This is a genomic window from Streptomyces sp. 1114.5 (assembly GCF_003635085.1).
Taxonomy (GTDB): domain Bacteria; phylum Actinomycetota; class Actinomycetes; order Streptomycetales; family Streptomycetaceae; genus Kitasatospora.
The window spans coordinates 4,235,166-4,252,577 of the sequence record NZ_RBXE01000001.1; the positions used below are offsets into that span (position 1 = coordinate 4,235,166).

The 17,412-nt window shown below is 73.5% G+C and carries 14 protein-coding genes; 6 read left to right on the forward strand and 8 right to left on the reverse strand.

Going from position 1 to position 17,412, the window contains the following annotated elements; translation table 11 throughout:
• The first annotated feature begins 25 nt into the window (after positions 1-25).
• Positions 26-1,690: an NAD(P)/FAD-dependent oxidoreductase gene (locus tag BX285_RS18915; protein WP_097239063.1), complete on the forward strand. Its 1,665-nt coding sequence runs from the start codon at positions 26-28 to the stop codon at positions 1,688-1,690.
• Positions 1,687-2,742: an NADP-dependent oxidoreductase gene (locus BX285_RS18920; RefSeq protein ID WP_121175854.1), complete on the forward strand. Its 1,056-nt coding sequence runs from the start codon at positions 1,687-1,689 to the stop codon at positions 2,740-2,742. The genes BX285_RS18915 and BX285_RS18920 overlap by 4 nt, the downstream gene beginning before the upstream one ends.
• Positions 2,743-2,800: 58 nt before the next feature.
• Here the strand turns inward: BX285_RS18920 and BX285_RS18925 are convergent, their stop codons facing one another.
• Entirely contained in the window at positions 2,801-4,159 is a 1,359-nt protein-coding gene (locus tag BX285_RS18925; protein WP_183107188.1) for a hypothetical protein, read from the reverse strand.
• A 234-nt stretch (positions 4,160-4,393) separates the two neighbouring features.
• A complete protein-coding gene (locus tag BX285_RS18930) occupies positions 4,394-5,299 on the reverse strand; it encodes an NAD(P)H-binding protein (protein WP_121175859.1) in 906 nt (301 codons plus the stop codon).
• A gap of 86 nt (positions 5,300-5,385) precedes the next feature.
• Between BX285_RS18930 and BX285_RS18935 the strand changes: the two genes are divergently transcribed.
• Positions 5,386-6,366: an AraC family transcriptional regulator gene (locus tag BX285_RS18935; protein ID WP_121175862.1), complete on the forward strand. Its 981-nt coding sequence runs from the start codon at positions 5,386-5,388 to the stop codon at positions 6,364-6,366.
• Positions 6,367-6,516: 150 nt separating this feature from the next.
• Here BX285_RS18935 and BX285_RS18940 read toward each other — a convergent pair whose 3' ends face one another.
• Positions 6,517-7,737 carry a pyridoxal-phosphate dependent enzyme gene (locus BX285_RS18940; RefSeq protein WP_121175865.1) on the reverse strand — a complete coding sequence of 407 codons (1,221 nt, stop codon included), beginning with the start codon at positions 7,735-7,737 and terminating at the stop codon, positions 6,517-6,519.
• 117 nt (positions 7,738-7,854) lie between these two features.
• Here BX285_RS18940 and BX285_RS18945 point away from each other — a divergent pair, with 117 nt between their 5' ends.
• The gene (locus BX285_RS18945) at positions 7,855-8,184 is read left to right on the forward strand and encodes a hypothetical protein (RefSeq protein ID WP_121175867.1); all 330 of its coding nucleotides are present in this window, start codon (positions 7,855-7,857) and stop codon (positions 8,182-8,184) included.
• Positions 8,185-8,216: 32 nt separating this feature from the next.
• Here BX285_RS18945 and BX285_RS18950 read toward each other — a convergent pair whose 3' ends face one another.
• Both BX285_RS18950 and BX285_RS18955 read right to left on the reverse strand, forming a co-directional pair.
• Complete coding sequence (locus BX285_RS18950; protein ID WP_143685848.1) at positions 8,217-8,828, reverse strand: hypothetical protein; 612 nt, start codon at positions 8,826-8,828, stop codon at positions 8,217-8,219.
• A gap of 99 nt (positions 8,829-8,927) precedes the next feature.
• Positions 8,928-11,759, reverse strand: coding sequence for a penicillin acylase family protein (locus tag BX285_RS18955; protein ID WP_220783917.1), 2,832 nt, complete (start codon positions 11,757-11,759; stop codon positions 8,928-8,930).
• Between the two features lie 311 nt (positions 11,760-12,070).
• Between BX285_RS18955 and BX285_RS18960 the strand changes: the two genes are divergently transcribed.
• Complete coding sequence (locus tag BX285_RS18960; RefSeq protein WP_121175872.1) at positions 12,071-13,342, forward strand: SUKH-4 family immunity protein; 1,272 nt, start codon at positions 12,071-12,073, stop codon at positions 13,340-13,342.
• A gap of 43 nt (positions 13,343-13,385) precedes the next feature.
• Here BX285_RS18960 and BX285_RS18965 read toward each other — a convergent pair whose 3' ends face one another.
• The 3 genes from BX285_RS18965 to BX285_RS18975 form a co-directional block, all read right to left on the reverse strand.
• On the reverse strand, positions 13,386-14,273 hold the full coding sequence (locus BX285_RS18965) for an N-acetylglucosamine kinase (protein WP_121175875.1): 888 nt from the start codon (positions 14,271-14,273) through the stop codon (positions 13,386-13,388).
• A gap of 93 nt (positions 14,274-14,366) precedes the next feature.
• Positions 14,367-14,552 carry a DUF1349 domain-containing protein gene (locus BX285_RS39240; RefSeq protein WP_310794221.1) on the reverse strand — a complete coding sequence of 62 codons (186 nt, stop codon included), beginning with the start codon at positions 14,550-14,552 and terminating at the stop codon, positions 14,367-14,369.
• A 213-nt stretch (positions 14,553-14,765) separates the two neighbouring features.
• Positions 14,766-15,452 (reverse strand): macro domain-containing protein, encoded by a 687-nt coding sequence (locus BX285_RS18975; protein WP_121175877.1) that lies wholly within the window; start codon positions 15,450-15,452, stop codon positions 14,766-14,768.
• Between the two features lie 240 nt (positions 15,453-15,692).
• Here BX285_RS18975 and BX285_RS18980 point away from each other — a divergent pair, with 240 nt between their 5' ends.
• Positions 15,693-17,318 (forward strand): ADP-ribosyltransferase domain-containing protein, encoded by a 1,626-nt coding sequence (locus BX285_RS18980; protein ID WP_097239073.1) that lies wholly within the window; start codon positions 15,693-15,695, stop codon positions 17,316-17,318.
• Positions 17,319-17,412: the final 94 nt, after the last annotated feature.

Below are 17,412 nucleotides of genomic sequence, written 5' to 3' on the forward strand. Positions count from 1 at the left end.
GACGACGACCAGCAGCAGGCAGACCATGGTCATCATCGGCGGCGGGCTCGGCGGTCTGTCCACCGGCTGCTACGCGCAGATGAACGGCTACCGCACCCGGATCCTGGAGATGCACGAGATCCCCGGCGGCTGTTGCACCGGCTGGGACCGCGGCGAGTTCACCTTCGACTGCTGCGTCAGCTGGCTGCTGGGCAGCGGACCGGGCAACGAGATGCACCGGATCTGGCTCGAACTCGGCGCGCTGCAGGGCAAGCGGATGCGCAACTTCGACGTCTTCAACGTGGTGCGCACCCGGGACGGCCGGGCGGTGTACTTCTACTCCGACCCGGACCGGCTGGAGGCCCACCTGCTCGACCTGGCGCCCGAGGACGCCCGGCAGATCCGGCAGTTCTGCGCCGGACTGCGCAAGTTCCGGCTGGCGCTGGCCCGTTACCCCTTCCTCAAGCCGGTCGGGCTGATGGGCCGGCGGGAGCGGTGGCGGATGCTCGCCTCCTTCCTGCCGTACTTCAACGTCATCCGCCGCTCGATCACGGTGCTGATGAGCGACTACTCGGCGCGGTTCCGGAGCCCGCTGCTGCGCGAGGCGTTCAACTTCGTCCTGTACGAGAAGCACCCCAACTTCCCGGTGCTGCCCACCTACTTCCAACTCGCCTCGCACGCCGGGCAGTCGGCCGGGGTACCGGAGGGCGGCTCGCTCGGCCTGGCGCAGTCGATCGAGCAGCGCTACCGCCGGCTCGGCGGGGAGATCACGTACAACGCCAAGGTGACCGAGATCCTGGTCGAGCGGGACCGGGCGGTCGGGGTGCGGCTGAGCGACGGGCAGGAGGTGCGGGCGGACATCGTGGTGGCGGCCTGCGACGGCCGGACGACCATGATGGACCTGCTCAAGGGCCGCTACCTGAACGACACCTACCGCCGGCTGTACACCCGGACCATCACCGAACCCGGCATGGTCTTCCCCGGCTACGTGACCGTCTTCCTCGGTCTGCGCCGGCCCTTCCCGGCCGGCGACCCCTGCACCACCTACCTGCTGGAGGACGAGGTCGCCGCCCGGCTCACCGGCATCCGGCACCCGAGCATCAACGTCCAGTTCCGCAGCCGGCACTACCCGGAGCTGTCCCCGGCCGGCACCACCGTGGTGTACGCCAGCTACTTCTGCGACATCGCCCCCTGGCGCAAGCTGAGCACCGGCCCCGAGCAGACGCCCCGGCTGCGGCGCGGCGAGGAGCTGCACACCCTGCCGGTCGGGCGGGGCCGGGAGTACCAGCGGGAGAAGCGCCGGGTGCGGGACACCCTGATCGAGTACCTGGACGGCCACCACCCGGGCCTCAAGGAGGCGGTGGCCGTCAAGGACGTCTCCACCCCGCTCACCCAGGTCCGCTACACCGGCAACTACGACGGCACGGTGCTGGGCTGGCAGCCCTTCGTGGAGAGCGGCGAGACCCTGGAGGAGGAGATCAAGCGCAACGGCCCCGGGCTGCCCGGCCTCGCCAACTTCTACCTCTCCGGCGTCTGGGCGACCACCGGCGGGCTGATCCGGGCGGCGGCGGCCGGCCGGCACGTCGTCCAGTTCATCTGCCGGGACGACCGCAAGCCGTTCACCGCCGAGGTGGACGACAGCGCGCCGCCGCCCGTCCTGCTCATCGAACCGGTCGGGCCCGCGGACCGGCAGTTTGGAGTCACCTCGTGAGGATCGAGAAGTGGATCGTCCAGGAGCACGTGGACGGCGTGCCGGACGTCGAGCGGGTGTACCGGAAGGTCGTGGAGGAGGTGGACGTCCGGCTCGCCGAGGACGAGATGCTGCTGCGCACCCGGTACGTGTCGGTCGACCCGTACCTGCAGGGCATCGCGCTGGACACCCCGATCGGCGACCACATGGGCGCCGACTCGATCATGGAGGTGCTGGAGGCCGGGCCGGCCGCCCGGTTCTCGGCCGGCGACCTCGTCCAGGGCTTCGGCGGCTGGCGCACCCACCTGGTCAGCAACGGCGCGCCCAGGCTCTGGCAGACCGGGACCTTCCCGATGGTCTTCCCGGCCTTCCGCCGGCTGGACCGCGACCACTACGACGAGGCGCTGCCGCTCTCCACCGCGCTCGGCGTCCTGGGCGGGCCGGGGATGACGGCCTGGGGCACGGTCGAGAAGTTCCTGGACGTGCGGCCGGGCTCGACAGTGCTGGTCAGCGGGGCCTCCGGGGCCGTCGGCTCGCTGGTCGGGCAGCTCGCCAGGCACCGCGGTGCGCGGGTGATCGGCACCACGGCGACGCCGGAGAAGGCCGAGCGGCTGTGGGAGCTGGGCTTCGACGCGGTGCTGCTGTACCGCGACGGCGACGCCCCGGACCGGCTGCGCAAGGAACTCGCCGAGCTGGCCCCGGACGGCATCGACCGGTACTTCGACAGCCTCGGCGGGGCGCTGACCGACGTGGTCTTCGAAATGCTCGCGGTGGAGAGCCGGGTGGCCGTCTGCTGGCAGTGGGGGAGCCAGGTCGGCGGGGACTGGGCGGGCCCGCGGCTGCTGCCGCTGATCATGTTCCCGCGCACCACGATCCGCGGCATCTTCTCGCTGGAGTGGTTCACCGAGGAGAACTGGGCCGCGCTGCGGCGGGACCTCGGGGCGCTGGTCCGCAGCGGGGAGCTGCGCTACCAGCAGACCGTCCACCACGGGTTCGACACCATCCCTGCCGCCTACCGCGGGCTCTACCTCGACCGGTCGGCGATGCGGGGGAAGGTGCTGGTCGAGCTCTGAGCCACGGACTGCCCGGTGGGCCCCTCGGTGCGGGTGGCCGAGGGGCCCCGGTGCGCGGTCAGTTGAGGGTGAACCAGGTGCTGCGGGACTTCTTCCACTCGGGGTGGGTGAGGTCCTTGGCGGCGGTGCCGTCGTGGTAGAGGTCGGCGGAGCCGTCGTCGGTGATCAGCTGGGCGCGGGCGCCCGGGGCGTCCAGGTCCGGGACGTCGGGGACGGCCTCCCAGGCGCCGTAGTCGCCGGTCGGCAGGTCGACCAGCTTGACCGGCTGGGAGCCGGGCAGGCCGTTCCAGCGGTACAGGGCGTACGGCGCGGAGTTGTCCTCCGCGGCCCAGGAGCCGGCCACGATCAGGTACTGGCCGAGGTCGTTGCGGCGGATGTCGCGGACCGACAGCCCGCCGAGGTCCAGCTCGATCGGGTCGCCGAAGGTCGCGTGGGAGGCCGAACCGTCCAGCAGGGACGGGAAGTCGGTGACCGGCACCAGCAGCGCCCGGCCGCCGGTGACCGCCGGGGTGAGCGGCGCGCGGAAGCCCACGTAGGCGGTGGTGCTGCTGCCGGGGGCGAACTCCAGGCCCTCGACGTTGAACCCGTCGATCTGCTTGGGCACCTGGCCGTCGGCGGCGCCGGCCGCGAAACCGTAGCGGTCGCCGTTCGCGGAGTCCCAGTCGATCAGGTCGTCGCGCAGGCCGTGGTACTGGCCGGCGAGGGTGAGCTGGGTGGCGGCGCCGGAACCGGTGATCGTGGTGGCGAAGACGGTGTGCCGGTCCGGCTTGACCACGCCGTCCTTGTTGTTGCCCAGCGAACCCGTCCAGTAGATGGTGTTGCCGACCCGGGTGGCGGCCTCGATGTCGATCTCCTTGGAGACGCCGAGGGCCGTGCTGAAGTCCCAGCTGCGCACCGGCGCACCGGAGTTGTTGCGGTCGTACAGACGCAGGGTGTTGGACTCGTCGTCGCCGACCACGATGAAGCCGCCGCCCGCGTCCACCGCGGCCGAGGCGTCGCTGGAGCCCGTCAGGTAGCGGCTGGCGGCGGAGTACTGGACGGCGGCGGAGGCGGCGTAGTGCAGGGTGCGGGTGGCGCTCAGGCCGCCCAGGCCGGTGACCTTGACGGTCAGGTCGGTGTAGCCGACGCCCTGGGCGGCGACCGACAGCGTGCGGGCGGCGCCGGTGCCGGTCACGGTGACGTCGCCGGTGCGGGCCACGGTGCTGCGGGTGCTGGCCGTGGCGGCGACGGTCAGCGCGGAGGCCGAGGCGCCGCTCTGCGCCACCGTGACCGTCACGGTCGGGTCGCCGGTGGCACCGACCGCGCCTGAGAGGTAGCCGGCCGAGAAGGAGATCGTCGGGGTGCCGTACGACGCCGCCGAGGCCGGGACGGCGGGCAGGGCGGCGAGCACGGGCACCGCCGCGACGGCGACGGCCAGCGGCAGCAGACGGCGGGGGGAACGCGACACGGTGGCAGACCCTTCGACGCGGGGATGACGCGGGGGATGGCGCGGGGGAGTCGGGACGCTGCCAGCGTGGTGTGCTTCGGCGAACGCCGGCCCGCGGTCGGCGAACGGGGCGGCGAACAACAGGCTTCCGGTGGTCGTCGGGGCCGGGGCCGGTCTCCCCTCGGGCGGAAGTCCGCTGGGGAAGACCGGCGTTGCGGGGCTCGCCTACGCCCAGGCGCCGGCCGCCGCGGCGCGGGCCGCGTAGTCGGCGAGGCTGCGCGGCTCCCGCCCCAGGACCTGCCGTACCCCGTCGGTCGGTTCGGCGGTGTGGCCGTCGCGGTGCAGGGCGAACAGGGCGTCGAGCGCCCGTACGGCGGCCTCGGGGTGGCCGTCGGCCCGCAGTTCCGCCCGGTACTCCTCGGGCGTCAGCTCGACGTAGCGCATCGGCCGGCCGGCGGCCCGTGCGATCACGTCGACGGCCTCGTCGAAGGTCAGCGGCTGCGGGCCGGACAGCTCGTGCGTCCGCCCGCCGAGCGCGGTGAGGCCGTCGGGGGTGTTGGGGGCGTCGGGCGCGGCGGGCGTGTCGGGTGCCGGGCGGGTGAGCAGGGCGGCGGCGACCTCGGCGATATCCTCGGCGTCCACGAAGGGCTCCGGGACCGCGCCGATCGGCAGGGCCAGTCGGCCGGCGCGTAGCGGGGCGTGCCAGAGGTCCTCGTCGAAGTTCTGGTGGAAGTTGTTGGCCCGCAGGATCGCCCAGTCGACGCCGGAGGCCCGGACGGCGCGCTCGGCGGCGGCCATTCCCTGGCCGAAGTCCGGGCCGACCCGGTCCAGCCCGCGCCCGGAGAGCACGACGAAGCGTCGCACGCCGGCCGTCACGGCCCGGTCGACGAACCCGGGGACGGGGGCCGGGTCCTCCGGTGCGATCAGGTAGACGGACCCGGCGCCGGCCAGTGCGGTGTCCCAGCTGCCCGGGTCGTCCCAGTCGAAGCGGGTCTCGCCCTTGCGGGAGGCGGCCCGTACGCGCAGTCCGTGGTCGTGCAGTCCTCCGTGCTCGCGCAGGCGGCGGACGAGTCGGCGGCCGGTCTTGCCGGTCGCGCCCAGGACGAGGATCTCGTGGTGTTCGGTGGTCATGGCGGCAAGTCAACTCGCGGGCAGGGGGTGGGAGCCATGGGAGATCGTCCGGCGGGCATGTCCGTTCGTTCGCCTAGGGTCGGGGCATGGACGTGTTCGACGAGCTGTTGGGTGGGCTGCGGGCGGAGGGTGCGGTGTTCGGGCGGTCGGTGCTCACGCCGCCGTGGGCGCTGCGCTTCGCGGACGCGGCGGAGCTGACGCTGTGCGTGCCGCTGGCCGGGGAGGGCTGGATCGTCCGGGAGGCGGGCGCGCGGGCGGTGCGGGTGCGGGAGGGGGAGACGGCGGTGGTGCGGGGCCCGGAGCCGTTCGTGTTCGCGGCCGACCCGGCCGACGCCGGCCGTCCGGAGCTGCTGCGGGACGTCCGGTGTGCGGAGGCCGACGGGCTTCCGGGTGCGGAGGTGGACGGGCGTCCGGGTGCGGAGCTGGACGGGCGGACGGGCGGGGAGGCGGAGCGGGAGCCGGCCGGCGGCGCGGTGCTCATGGCGGGGGCCTACCGGGTGCGGGGTGAGGTGCCGCAGCGGCTGCTGCGGGCCTTGCCGCCGGTGCTGGTCGTCCCGGATGACGAGGAGGACCTGGCCGGCTGTGCGGCACTGCGGGACTTCTTCCAGGCGCAGTTCACGGCCGGGCGCCCCGGCCGTCAGATCGTGGTGGACCGTCTGCTGGACTGGCTGCTGGTCTGCACGCTGCGGGACTGGTTCGACCGGCCGGAGGCGGCTGCCCCGGGCTGGTACCGCGCGCAGGGGGACGAGGTGGTCGGGCCGGTGTTGCGGGCCATGCACCGGGCCCCGGAGCGCCCCTGGACGCTGGCCGGGCTGGCCGCCGAGGCGGGGGTGTCCCGGACGACGCTCGCCAAGCGCTTCACCGAGCTGGTGGGGGAGCCGCCGCTCACCTATCTGACGCAGTGGCGGATGGCGCGGGCGGCCGATCTGCTGGTGCGGTCGCCGGAGACGGTCGCGGCGGTGGCGCGGCGGGTGGGGTACGCGGATGCCTTCGGGTTCAGCGCGGCGTTCAAGCGGGTGCGGGGGGTGACGCCGAGTGCGCATCGGCGGGCGGTCGGCGTGGGTTAGGGCGCGTCCGGCGGATCTCGGCTCGGCGGGATCCGCCGGACAGGCCTCGGGGGGCGATGCGGGTGGTGGGGCGGGTGGTGGGGCGGGTGGTGGGGCGGCGAGGCGGCGCGGGTCACCTGTCCGGGGTACGCGGTGAAGGGGTGAGCGCGGTCAGCCGGTGGCGATCCCGGCGGTCCGCAGGCGGCGCAGGACGGCGTCCCACTCCGGGGCGACCGGGTCGGTGCGGCGGGTGCCGACGCCCAGGTCCTTGAAGCCGCTGGAGGTGGACACGCAGACCACCGGGCCGTCGGAGAGGTCCGGCTCGCCGAGGCTGCGCAGCCCGGCCAGGCCGGCCGCCGAGGACAGCTCGGCCCAGAGTCCGGCGCGGGCCAACTCCTGCTGGGCGTCGGCGAGTTGCCTGTCGTCCAGGGTGAGCGCCCGGCCGCCGCTCGCGCGGACCGCGACGACGCCCCGGTAGCCGCTGACCGGGGAGGCGATCGAGTACGCGGCGCTCGGGCCGACCGTCACGTGGGCGGCGGGGAGGCCGTCGGCGATCGCCCGGGCCAGCGGGCCGGAGGCGGCGGCCTCGCAGGAGTGGATGCGCGGCACCCGGTCGGTCAGGCCCAGACGGTGCAGCTCGGCGAAGCCCTTCCAGACGCCGAAGAGCAGTTCGCCGTACCCGGTGGGGACGAACACCGCGCTCGGCAGGCCGATGTCCCGGAAGATCTCGTACGCGACGGTCTTGTAGCCCTCGGGGCCGTACGCGTGCCCGGTGTGGGTGGGGGTGAGGTTGCTGACCGGGTGCAGGCCCAGGCGGTCGACCACCTGCCGCAGCAGCGGCCAGCGCGCCTCCCAGGGCACCGGGAGCACCACGGCGCCGTAGGCGTTGAGGAAGGCGTCGACGTTCGGGGGGAGGTCGGGGCCGGTGAACACGACGCAGGGCAGCCCGGCGCGGGCGGCGTAGGCGGCGGCCGAGGCGCCGTGGTTGCCGGAGGACGCGACCGCGATGCCGGGCGCGCCGACGCCGACGGCGGCGCTCGTGGTGCAGCGGTTCAGCCGGTCCTTGTGGCTCCAGGTGGGGTTGCGGGACTCGTCCTTGACGTACACCCCGGGCGAGAGCTCGACCAGCGGCGTGGTGCCCTCGCCCAGGCCCGGTGCGAGCAGCGGCGGCAGCAGTGGGGCCCACTGCTCCAGGCCGCCGCGGGTGGGCGCGGGGGCGAACAGGGCCGCCGGGTCGACCTTGTCGTAGGCGTAGTCGACCTCGACGGGGTAGGAGACGTCCTCGGTGCCGGTCCGGGGGCAGCCCGCGGTGAGCGGGGGCCAGAGGGGGTAGTCGAGGGTGGGGTCGCCGAGCGAGCGCTGACCGGTCGCGAGGGAGTCTGCTGGTGCCATGTAAGTAGCCTAATGGCATTTCAGGTACTACAGGGTGGGTTTGCGATTCCTGTGCGCGCGGGCACACTTCCCGGGTCGGTGGAGGTCGGACGAGGTCGGACGGGGAAGCGGGGAGCAATGGACAGCGAGATCGAGGCCATGGTCGAGGCGGTCCGGGCAGCCAGGACGAAGCTCCTGGAGGACGCACTGCCGAAGGCCCGGACACGCGGCAGCGACGTTCCGCCGAACGACGAGGCGGCGCTGCTCGGCGCCCTGGCCGAGTTGGTCGGGACGGCGGCGGAGCTCGTCGACGTCATCCACATGCGGATGACCCGTCCGGTGGGCCGGACCACCTACTACCTCGCGACCGGGCGGTTGCGGCACGAGGCCAGGAACCTGGCGGACGGCGCGCGGAAGGTGGCGGTCGAAGTCGAACCGGAGCCCGCCGGGCCGGCGAAGGCGCCCTGACCCGGCGGGGGACGGTCATGCGGTGAGGAGGGTCACGACGCGGTGAACAGGAGGGCGACCAGGCGGCCGTCGGCGTCGCGGGCCTCGTAGCAGCCGGCCGACTCGGCGTTGACCGGGAAGGCCAGGACGTTGACGCCGGTGCGCTCGTCCACCGTGACGTCCACCCAGGCGGGTATGCGGCCGGCCGCGTCGGCGGTGGCGAGCTCGGACTCCACGTGCGCCACGAAGGCGTCGAGGTCCGGGAAGGCGTCCGGGCGCGGGCCGTCGAAGCGCAGGGCGTCCATCGCGGTGGAGTCCCAGAGGAAGCCGTGGTCGGGGCCGAGCGGCTGGTAGTCCTCGATGGCGTCCTCGAACTCGGCCTCGGCGATCGCTTCGGGGTCGGCGAAGGGGATCAGCGCCATGGTGACGTGCGCCGACTCGCGGCCGCTCTCGGCGTCCTGTCGCCGGACCACGCCGATGTGCACGGGGTGGGTGCCGGCGGGCACGTCGTCGCAGCCGGACCACTCCTGGGCGTCGGGGCTGCTGAAGACCAGCGCCGAGACGACGGTCAGGCCGCCGATCTGGTGGAACTCCTGCGGGCGGTCACCGAGGTACTCGTCGGTGAACTCCTCGGCCAGCTTGTGCAGCAGCGTTTCTGTGTTCATGGCGGTCATGATGGCAGCCCCCGCCGACAGTCCGGCGGGGGCGGGGTGGTGGGGCTCGGTAGTGGGCCGGTAGTGGGTCGGCGGTGGGTCAGTGGCGGGTCAGCGGTGGGTCGGGAACTGGACGACCTGCTGGTAGGTCGGGCGGTTCTGCCAGGTGATCTTGGGGTCGGTGACGCCGCCCAGCGGGCGCTGGATGATGCTGTCGGCGCACCACTGGTCTCCGGCCGAGCAGTCCGCGTCGCCCGGGTAGACCTGGGCGGGGGTCTGGGCGGCCGCGCGCTTGAGGGTGTCCAGCAGGACGGATCGGCAGGCCGTGAGGTCGCCACCGCCGCAGAAGGGCCGGGCCAGCGGGCCCTTCACCTGGTCGCCGAGGACGGAGCGCAGGTCCTTGTCCAGGTAGCTCCACCAGCCGTACTGGAAGGCCGAACCCTTGTGCGGGATGCCCTCGTTGGCGCTCACCGGGCCGGTGGCCGGGCCGCTCTGGCCGCCGGAGGGGGACTCGTTGATCTGCAGGGCGCCGGTCAGCGCGCCGAACAGCTGGTCGCCGAGCCCGGGCCGCATCACACCCTCGGCCACCAGCGGCCACCAGGCGTCCATCACCCGGATCGCGGTCGCGTCCGCGTAGGTGTGGCTGCCGGCCGAAGTCTCCTTCCGCTGACCGCCATTGGCCAGCCAGGCCTCCAGCTGCTGGAGTGCCGTGAGGGTCGCCGGGTCGGTGACGGGCGCGCTGCGCAGCACCCGGATCAGGTCCGGCAGGACGTCCTCGGCCCGGAGGTCGGCGAGCGCGGCGCTCTCCATGGCCTGGGTGAGCGAGACCCGGCTGACCTTGCCACCGCCCTGGAGCAGCGACTTGACCCGGTCGTCGAGCAGGTTGCCGCGGTGTACCGAGCCGTTGCCGAAGCCGGCCGAAGTGAAGCCGTCGGCCTGCTTGTTGTTCCAGGAGATGTAGTAGTCCTGGTCGACGGACTGCGGGTGCTGGGCCGCCGGGGTGTACCGGGCGGTGTTGGAGGCGGGGTCGAAGTCCGCCCATTCGTAGGCTGGTTGGGCGAGTACGGGCAGTCCGGCGTCGACCCCCGGGGCGCGGACCGGGTTGCTGCCGGAGTTGTAGTACGCGATGTCGCGGGAGTCGGCGTAGAACCAGTTGAAGGTGTAGTTGATGTCCTGCGCGGCCTGTTGGAAGCTCGCCGCGTCGTGCACCGCGCCCGGGTCGTTGAGCTCCTGGAAGCCGATGATGGAGTCGGCCTCGTGGCGGTAGGTGGAGCGCAGCGAGGTGAAGGCGACGGGCGCGCCGCCGACCGTGCCGCGGGCGGTGACCAGGCCGTACTTGGAGCGGTACATCACCAGGGTGTAGGAGCCGGCCGCGGTGGAGTCGGCGGTGGTCGGGCTCCAGGCGTTCTTGCGGTCCAGCCGGTCGAAGGGCAGGCACTGGCCGTGCCACAGGTAGGAGTTGGCGGCCGTGGTGACCGGGGAGCCGTCGGTGGTGCAGAGCGGGACGGCGTAGGAGTCGGTGATGTCCTGCCCGGCGGAGGTGGCGCTCCAGGCGTAGTCCTGGCCGCGGCCGAGCTGCACGTAGAAGCTCAGGCCAGCGAAGGCGGCGCCGCGGGCGCTGATCCCGGGGCCCTGGATCTCCTCCAGCATCAGCAACTGCGGGGCGAAGTAACCGGTCTGCGGGCCGAACACGGCGACCGGGTGGCCGTCGTCGGTGTGCGCGCCGGAGACCAGCAGCGCGTTGGACATGCCGTGCTTGGCGGTGAGCAGGTTGCCGGGCAGCACGCCGTTCGCCTTGGTGGCAGCGGTGTTGCCGGATCCGGTGGCGTCGTAGATCATCCGCTCGGGCACCACCGAGCCGGGGTCGGGCAGGGCCTCGCCCTGCGGCTGGTCGGGCACGGTGGCGTACGGGAAGCTCTGCCCTTCGTGCAGGGTCTGCACGGCCTCCGGGTCGTCGGCCTCGCGCAGCGACTTCCACACCGCGTCCCCGGCGTCCTTGCCGTACCGGGCCTCGGCGGCCGACTTGACCTGGGCGGAGGCGAGTTCGTTGCCGCCGCCGGAGCCGAACAGTGCGCCGACCACGGAGGCGAGGGCGACCAGGTCGGTCAGCTTGAACGGCTCGATCGACCCGGCGTTGGTGATCGGGTCGATGTGTCCGGTCAGGTCGTACTCGCCGGGGAAGGTGCGGGCGTTGTAGGCCTCCTTGGCGTACTGGTTGATGCCGTCGAGGTAGGCGTTGGCGTCGGCGAGGGCCTGGGTGGCCCGGCCGCCGCGGGCGGCGATGGCGTCGATCTGCTGTTGCAGCTCCGTCTCGGTGTACGGCGCGGCCTGCCAGAAGCTCTGCTCCAGCTGGCGGTTGGCGGCGGCGCCGCCCGCGAAGCCGGACAGCTGGCCGCGGCCGACGTGCCGGAAGAGGTCCATCACCCAGAGCCGGTCCTGGGCGGCGGCGTAGCCTGCGCCGAACTCGGTGCCGTAGCGGGTGGTGCCGGTGATGTGCGGGATGCCGGCGGCCTTGTCGCGCACGATGGTGACGTCGGGGCGGGGGCTGGTGCTGCCGGCGACCTGGTCGGCGGGGACGCCGAAGGAGGCGTCGTTGAAGAAGTCGCGCAGCTTGGCGTCGGTGAGGCCGGGGTAGCCGGAGGCGAGTGCGGCGTACGGGCCGAGCTGGTCGTCGGTGTGGGCGGGGCGGGTGCCGAACATCCGGTTGAGCAGGATGTCTGCGAGGGTGGCGTTGCCGTTCTCGCCGGGAGGCAGGATGTCGGCGCAGTGGCCGCCGCAGTAGTCGTTGGCGGCGGCGGTTGTGGCGGCTGTGGTGGTGGTCGCCGACTTGGTGGGTGTGGTGGGGGCGGCGGTCGCGGTGGGGGTGGTCAGGGCGGCGGTGACGAGCAGGGCCGACGCGAGAGCGGCGGCCGGGAAGCGGAGGGGGTGGGGGCGTAGGCGCAAGGAGGACTCCTCCGTCGAAACCACGGGGGATCGACGGTAGGGGGGCTACTGGACGGTTGGCTAGTGGCGTGCATGCCATTTTCCTTGGGGTGGGGCGGAGTTGACGGGGCGGGAGTGGGGTGGGGCGTGGGTTCGGGCGGGCTTGGGTCGGGGGTGTGGGCGAGGGTGTGGGCGAGGGTCTGCGGGGGCCGGGCTCTGGGTCCGGGCGGGGGGCTGCGGGGGGCCGGGCCGGTTGTCAGTGCTGTCGGTTATGGTCGGTCGCGTCGGAGGCAAGATCGTCCGTCGAAGGCGGCGGGGAGGTAGGGGGAGGAATGGTGGAGACGAATGCGGGGGCGGGGGTGCCCCGGGAGCTGCCCGCCGGGCTCACCCACGGGCCGAGTCGCGAGCGCTTGGCCGCCGGGGGCCTGCCCGCCTCGTACGCGTACCTGGACCTGCAGGCGTCGTGGCACGAGCCGTTGCTGACGGCCGAGGCCTGGTACGACGACGGGATCCGGCTGGAGGGCGTCGAGGGCCTGATCGTGCTGGGCGAGACGCGGTACGGCGACTGCTTCGGCTTCTCCACTGCGGACGTCCTGCTCGACGGGGCCACCGGCGAGGTGTACCTGGCGTGCCTGGACGAGTCCGGCGCGCTGCTGCGGGACGTGCTGGCCAGCAGCCTGGACACGCTGGTCGCCCTGATGGTCGAGGTCGAGGCCGTCACGGTGGGGGCGGCCGAGCCGTACGAGCCCGAGGAGGGAGAGGAGTTCGAGCCGCGCGGCCCGGGGACGGTCGCCGAGGTCGCCGGGATCTCCCTGGAGCGGATGCGCAAGGCCGATCCGGAGCTGTTCCGGCGGACGGACGACCGGCCCGCGCACTGGGAGACGGCGCTGCGGGTCAGGGCGCTCGCCTGGGGCGCACTGCCCGGCGAGCCGGGCGGCCTGCGGTACGCCCTCGACGCGTCGCTGGTCGAGGACCTCGCGGCGCTCACCGACGGCACCGTACGGCGCTTCCACGAGGAGGACCTGCCCGCGGCCCTCAGCCATGCGCCGACCCGGCAGCTGCTCGGCTCGCTCGGTCTGCCGGTCTCCGACCGGGGGCTGCTCGGGATCGACCCGGTGGGTCCGTTCCTGACCATGGCGGAGACGTACCCGGACTCCTTCGGGTCGGAGAACGGCGAGGGGGAGAACGGCGACTCGGAGGACGGCGAGTCGGAGGACGGCGAGGGGGAGCACCACCGCGCCTACCAGGGCGGGTTCCTGGCCTTCGCCGACTGGCTGTACGACATGCCCATCGCGCTCGACGGTGCCACTGGGCGCCTCGAACTCCCGGCCTGGTTCGACGGGGCCGCGCCCGCCGCGTACCTGCACCAGGACGTCTCGGCGCTGCTCTACGTGGTCTGGACGTACGAGCGCCTGCGCGCCGACCGGCGGCCCTGGGAGCACCCGCACACCTCGGTGCCGTGGGCGGTCTTCCATCCGCGGGAGCTGCTGGACTGGGCGGCGGAGGGGGCCCTGCGCGGGCTGGATCCGGAGGCCTTCGCCTCCGAGGACCACTTCTGGCCGATACGGATCGAGGACGGGCACATGGGGAGCCTGCTGGAGTAGCGGCGGTCGGTCGGACGGTCGGCCGCGCAGGCGGTCGGAGGGGTCAGAGGGGGCGGTGAGCGAGGCCGGCGGCCAGGCGGGCGGCGGCGGTGGCGGCGTCCGTGACCGGCAGGCGTGGGGTGAGGTCGGCGAGGAGGTGGAGCAGGTGGGTGCGGATCGGGCCGGGTGAGGTGGCCACCGCGCCGGTGAGCACGAGCGGTTCGGTGGGCGCGACGGTGGCGCGGACGAGGTCGGCGAGGTGGTCCGCGGCGGTGCGGGCGATGGCGAGCGCGGCGGGGTCGCCGTCCGCGGCCAGTCGGGAGACCAGCGGGGCGAGGCCGGCGAGCCGCTGCGGCGGGCCGTCGTAGGCCCATCGCAGCAGTTCGTCGGGCGAGTCGGCGGCGCAGTGGGCGCGGACGGCGCCGCCGAGGGCGTCGGCCGGGTCGGGGTGGGCGTGGGCGTGTCGGAGCGCCTCGCGGCCGAGCCAGAAGCCGCTGCCCTCGTCGCCGAGCAGCCAGCCGAGCCCGCCGGCGCGGGTGAGCGTGCGGGTGCCGTCGAGGCGGACGCAGATCGCGCCGGTGCCGGCGATCAGCACGGTGCCGCGGCCGTCGGTGACGCCGCCGGAGGCCAGCGCCGGGACGGTGTCCGGGACGAGCCGAACCGGGCAGTTCAGGCTGAGGGCTGCGGCGAGTCGGCGGGCGAAGCCGTCCGGGTCGGGCAGCGCCCGGTACCCGGCGAGGCCGACCAGGCACGACCCGACCCGGCCCGGATCCCGGGGGCCGAGCGCGGCCGACACGGCGGCGGCCAGGTGCTCGATCGCCTTGGCCGGGTCGCGTCCGGCAGGGTTGGCGCCGCCGCTGGTGCCCCGACCGAGCGGCGCGCCGGTGGTGTCGAGCAGAACGGCGCGGGTGTGAGTGCCGCCGGCGTCGACGCCGAGGTGGAGGGTGGTCACGGGGCGGCTCCGGTGGGCGTTTCCGGCAGGGTGTCTTCGGTGGGGTTCCTCCGTGAGACGGAGGGGGCTTGGCGTGGTGGGCCGGGTCGGCGGTCAGTGTGCCAGGTGCAGGGCCACGTCCGCCGGTCCCTGGGCGAACCGGGTGAAGCGGACCTGCAGGCCGTCCCGTTCGGGGGAGGCGCAGAACGGTCCGGCTGACGCCGGTGCGGCCGGGGGCAGCGGCGAAAGTCTGACCGGGCGCCAGGGGCCGTCCTCGGAGCGGGCCCGGACCGTGGTCACCTCCGTCGCGCTGCCCGGCGGGAAGCCGGTGAGCAGCGCGTGCCGTCGTCGCGGACGAAGGCGTAGCTGGTGGTGCGCCAGAAGTCGGTGTGGCCGCGGGCGGTGACCAGGAGGTCGGTGCCGTCGGTCCTTGCCTGCTCGGGCTGGTGGAGCCGGCTGCCTTCGTGTCAGGCGATGTCGCGGGACGGGGGATGGGGGGCCTTCGGTCGGTGGTCAGCTCCTTCGGGGCGAGGAGGCGACGCGGGCGGGCGGCGCGATCCGCACCCGCTCGGTGGCGGGGGCCCGTTCGAGGTCGTCCAGCTGGGCGAGGATGGTGGCGCGCAGGGCGTCGTCGTCCTCGAAGTGGTGGTCGTTGAAGAGGGTGTGGCCCGTCCACATCAGGTTGGCGCAGACCCGGGCCGGCACCCGGCCGGTCTGGGCGCCCATGCCGACCAGCGCGACCGACCGTATGGAGCCCGGCTCCAGCTGGTTCTGCCGGTGGACCGCCTGGAAGGCGGCGGCGCAGGCCAGCGCGACGTTCAAGGTCTCGCTCACGTTCTGCGAGGAGGTCTGCATGGTGGGGGCCGAGATCAGGAACCTGGGAGTGACGGCCCCGGAGGGGACGCACACCGCGCTGCCGACCGGCAGCGTGCCGCCGTGGCCGTCGCGGATCGCCTTCTGTACCCGCAGCTGGATGCCCGCGCCCAGGTGCCGCTTGATCGCCGCGTCCGTCCCGCCGTCCATCCGGCCGCGGGAGTTGGTGGGGCTGACCCAGGCGTCGACCTCCGCGGTGAGGATCGAGGCGTGCCGGATCTCGATGCCGGGGGTGTCGGCGAAGGCGGCGCGCCACGACTCGACCACCGTTGCGTTGAGGTCGGTCAGCACCACCTTGAGCGGCGACTGCGTACGGTCCGCGGACATGGCGGGGCTCCTGTCGGTCGGTGCGGTTCCTGCTGACGGGGACGAAGCTAGCGCGCGCCACTGACAATCCGTCCGGGTGCCGGATCGGGCCTCCGGGCGGCTGTCGGGGCGGCCCGGATTGTCGGACCCGGCTGGTAGGACTGTGGTGTCCGCCAGGGGAAACTGACGGATCGTCATCTGCCATTCGTCTGCCACCCGTCCGTCCTTGGCACGGCCCCGACCAGCCGGAGTTGCACCACCATGAGTGCTGTCGACACCCCCACCGTCCCCCAGCCCGACCCGAACGACCCGCTCGCCCTGGCGGAGCTGTTCACCGGCGGCGGCGAGCCCTGGCTCCCGCTGCTGAAGCCGGTCATCGAGGCTCAGCCCGGCGCGGCCTCCTTCATCGGCCCCGCCCGCGGCCCGGACGTCGTCCCGGTCCGTGAGCTGACCTTCCAGGCGCTCAAGCCGCACGCGCCGCACAAGTGGAAGGTCGTGGTCTTCGGTCAGAACCCGTACCCGCGGCCCGAGAGCGCGACCGGCATCGCGATGTTCGACAACACCTTCCACGACTGGAAGGACAGCAAGTTCGGCCGGGTGGTGAGCATCCGCTGCATCATCAAGGCCGCGGCGATGTGGAAGTACGGCATCCCCAAGAAGACACCGATCGCCGACATACGGGCGCTGCTGAAGGAGCAGGAGACCGTCCAGCCGCCGGAGTGGTTCCAGGCGATGCTCACCCAGGGCGTGCTGCTGCTGAACGCGGCGCTGACCGCCAGCAGCGACGGCGCGATGGGCCCGGACCAGCACACCGCGTTCTGGCGGCCCGTCGCGGAGCGGATCGTCGAGGAGATCCTACGGGCCAAGCAGCAGGCCGCCGAGGAGGACCGCCACGTCGTCTTCGCCTGGTGGGGTGCGCACGCGCGCAACCTGAAGAGCGTCGTGCTGCGGCTGCAGAAGAAGTACCCCGAGGTCGAGGTCCGGCACATCGACCACGCCAACCCGGCCGCCCAGGGGGACATCTTCTGCGACGGCGAGCACTTCGGGACGGTGAACGCCGCCCTCGCCTCGCTGGGTGCCGAGGAGGTCGACTGGCTGCCCAGCGCCGGGTGGAACGCGCAGCCGGTCGAGGGCGGCGGGGCGGAGGGCGGGGTCGCCGAGCGGATGGGCGCCTTCATCGCCTCCACGATGGAGCTGCACCAGCTCTACCTGGACCGCCTCGCGAGCGTGAAGGACGAAGGCCTCGTCCTGCCCGCCATCACCGGGGTGTTCGACACCCCGTTGATGGGCTTCCGGGAGGCCGTCGCCCCGGTCGCGGAGCTGCTGCGCGGCCTGGACCGGCACGTCACGCTGTCGCACGACTTCGGGAAGCGGCGGGTGGACGAGGCGGCCGCTCCCGGTCTGTCCGCCGACGAGATAGCCGCGCTGTACCTGTACACCTGTGAGTCCGCGTTCTACCGGGAGATCAACGCGGTGCTGCGCTCGCCCGACCGCGCCCGGCTGGTGCCCTACCTCCCGTACCTGCGGCTGCTGTTCGCGGCGGTGTCGAGGCTGCCCGTCCGCACCGCGCCGCTCTGGCGCGGGGTGTCGCTGGACCTCCGCCGGCAGTACCCGCTCGGCAAGACGGTGACGTGGTGGGGCGTCTCCTCCTGCACCTCCGAGCTCGGGGTGGCGCAGGCCTTCCTGGGCAGCCGAGGCAAGCGGACGCTCTTCGAGGTGCGACCGGTGCGGGCCACGGGCATCCAGAGCTTCTCGGCGTTCACCGGCGAGGAGGAGTTCATCCTGCTGCCGGGCACGCAGCTGGAGGTCACGGACGTCCGGACCGAGCGGGGCGGGTTGTGCACCGTGACGCTGACCGAGCTGGCGGAGGCGCCATTGGTGTCCTGAGTCGAGCCTGCCGTCCCTTCCCTCCGGTGGCGCTCACCCGGCTCGCCCCCCGGGCTGGCGTAACCAAGTAAGAATATTGACTGGGTTCAGTTAA

What these genes read in the sequence shown, in the direction of transcription:
- BX285_RS18915 (WP_097239063.1), top strand. Translation starts at nt 26, where the DNA reads ATGGTCATCATCGGCGGCGGGCTCGGCGGTCTGTCCACCGGCTGCTAC.
- BX285_RS18930 (WP_121175859.1), bottom strand. Translation starts at nt 5,299, where the DNA reads ATGACCACCGAACACCACGAGATCCTCGTCCTGGGCGCGACCGGCAAG.
- BX285_RS18935 (WP_121175862.1), top strand. Translation starts at nt 5,386, where the DNA reads ATGGACGTGTTCGACGAGCTGTTGGGTGGGCTGCGGGCGGAGGGTGCG.
- BX285_RS18940 (WP_121175865.1), bottom strand. Translation starts at nt 7,737, where the DNA reads ATGGCACCAGCAGACTCCCTCGCGACCGGTCAGCGCTCGCTCGGCGAC.
- BX285_RS18945 (WP_121175867.1), top strand. Translation starts at nt 7,855, where the DNA reads ATGGACAGCGAGATCGAGGCCATGGTCGAGGCGGTCCGGGCAGCCAGG.
- BX285_RS18950 (WP_143685848.1), bottom strand. Translation starts at nt 8,828, where the DNA reads ATGAACACAGAAACGCTGCTGCACAAGCTGGCCGAGGAGTTCACCGAC.
- BX285_RS18960 (WP_121175872.1), top strand. Translation starts at nt 12,071, where the DNA reads ATGGTGGAGACGAATGCGGGGGCGGGGGTGCCCCGGGAGCTGCCCGCC.
- BX285_RS18975 (WP_121175877.1), bottom strand. Translation starts at nt 15,452, where the DNA reads ATGTCCGCGGACCGTACGCAGTCGCCGCTCAAGGTGGTGCTGACCGAC.
- BX285_RS18980 (WP_097239073.1), top strand. Translation starts at nt 15,693, where the DNA reads ATGAGTGCTGTCGACACCCCCACCGTCCCCCAGCCCGACCCGAACGAC.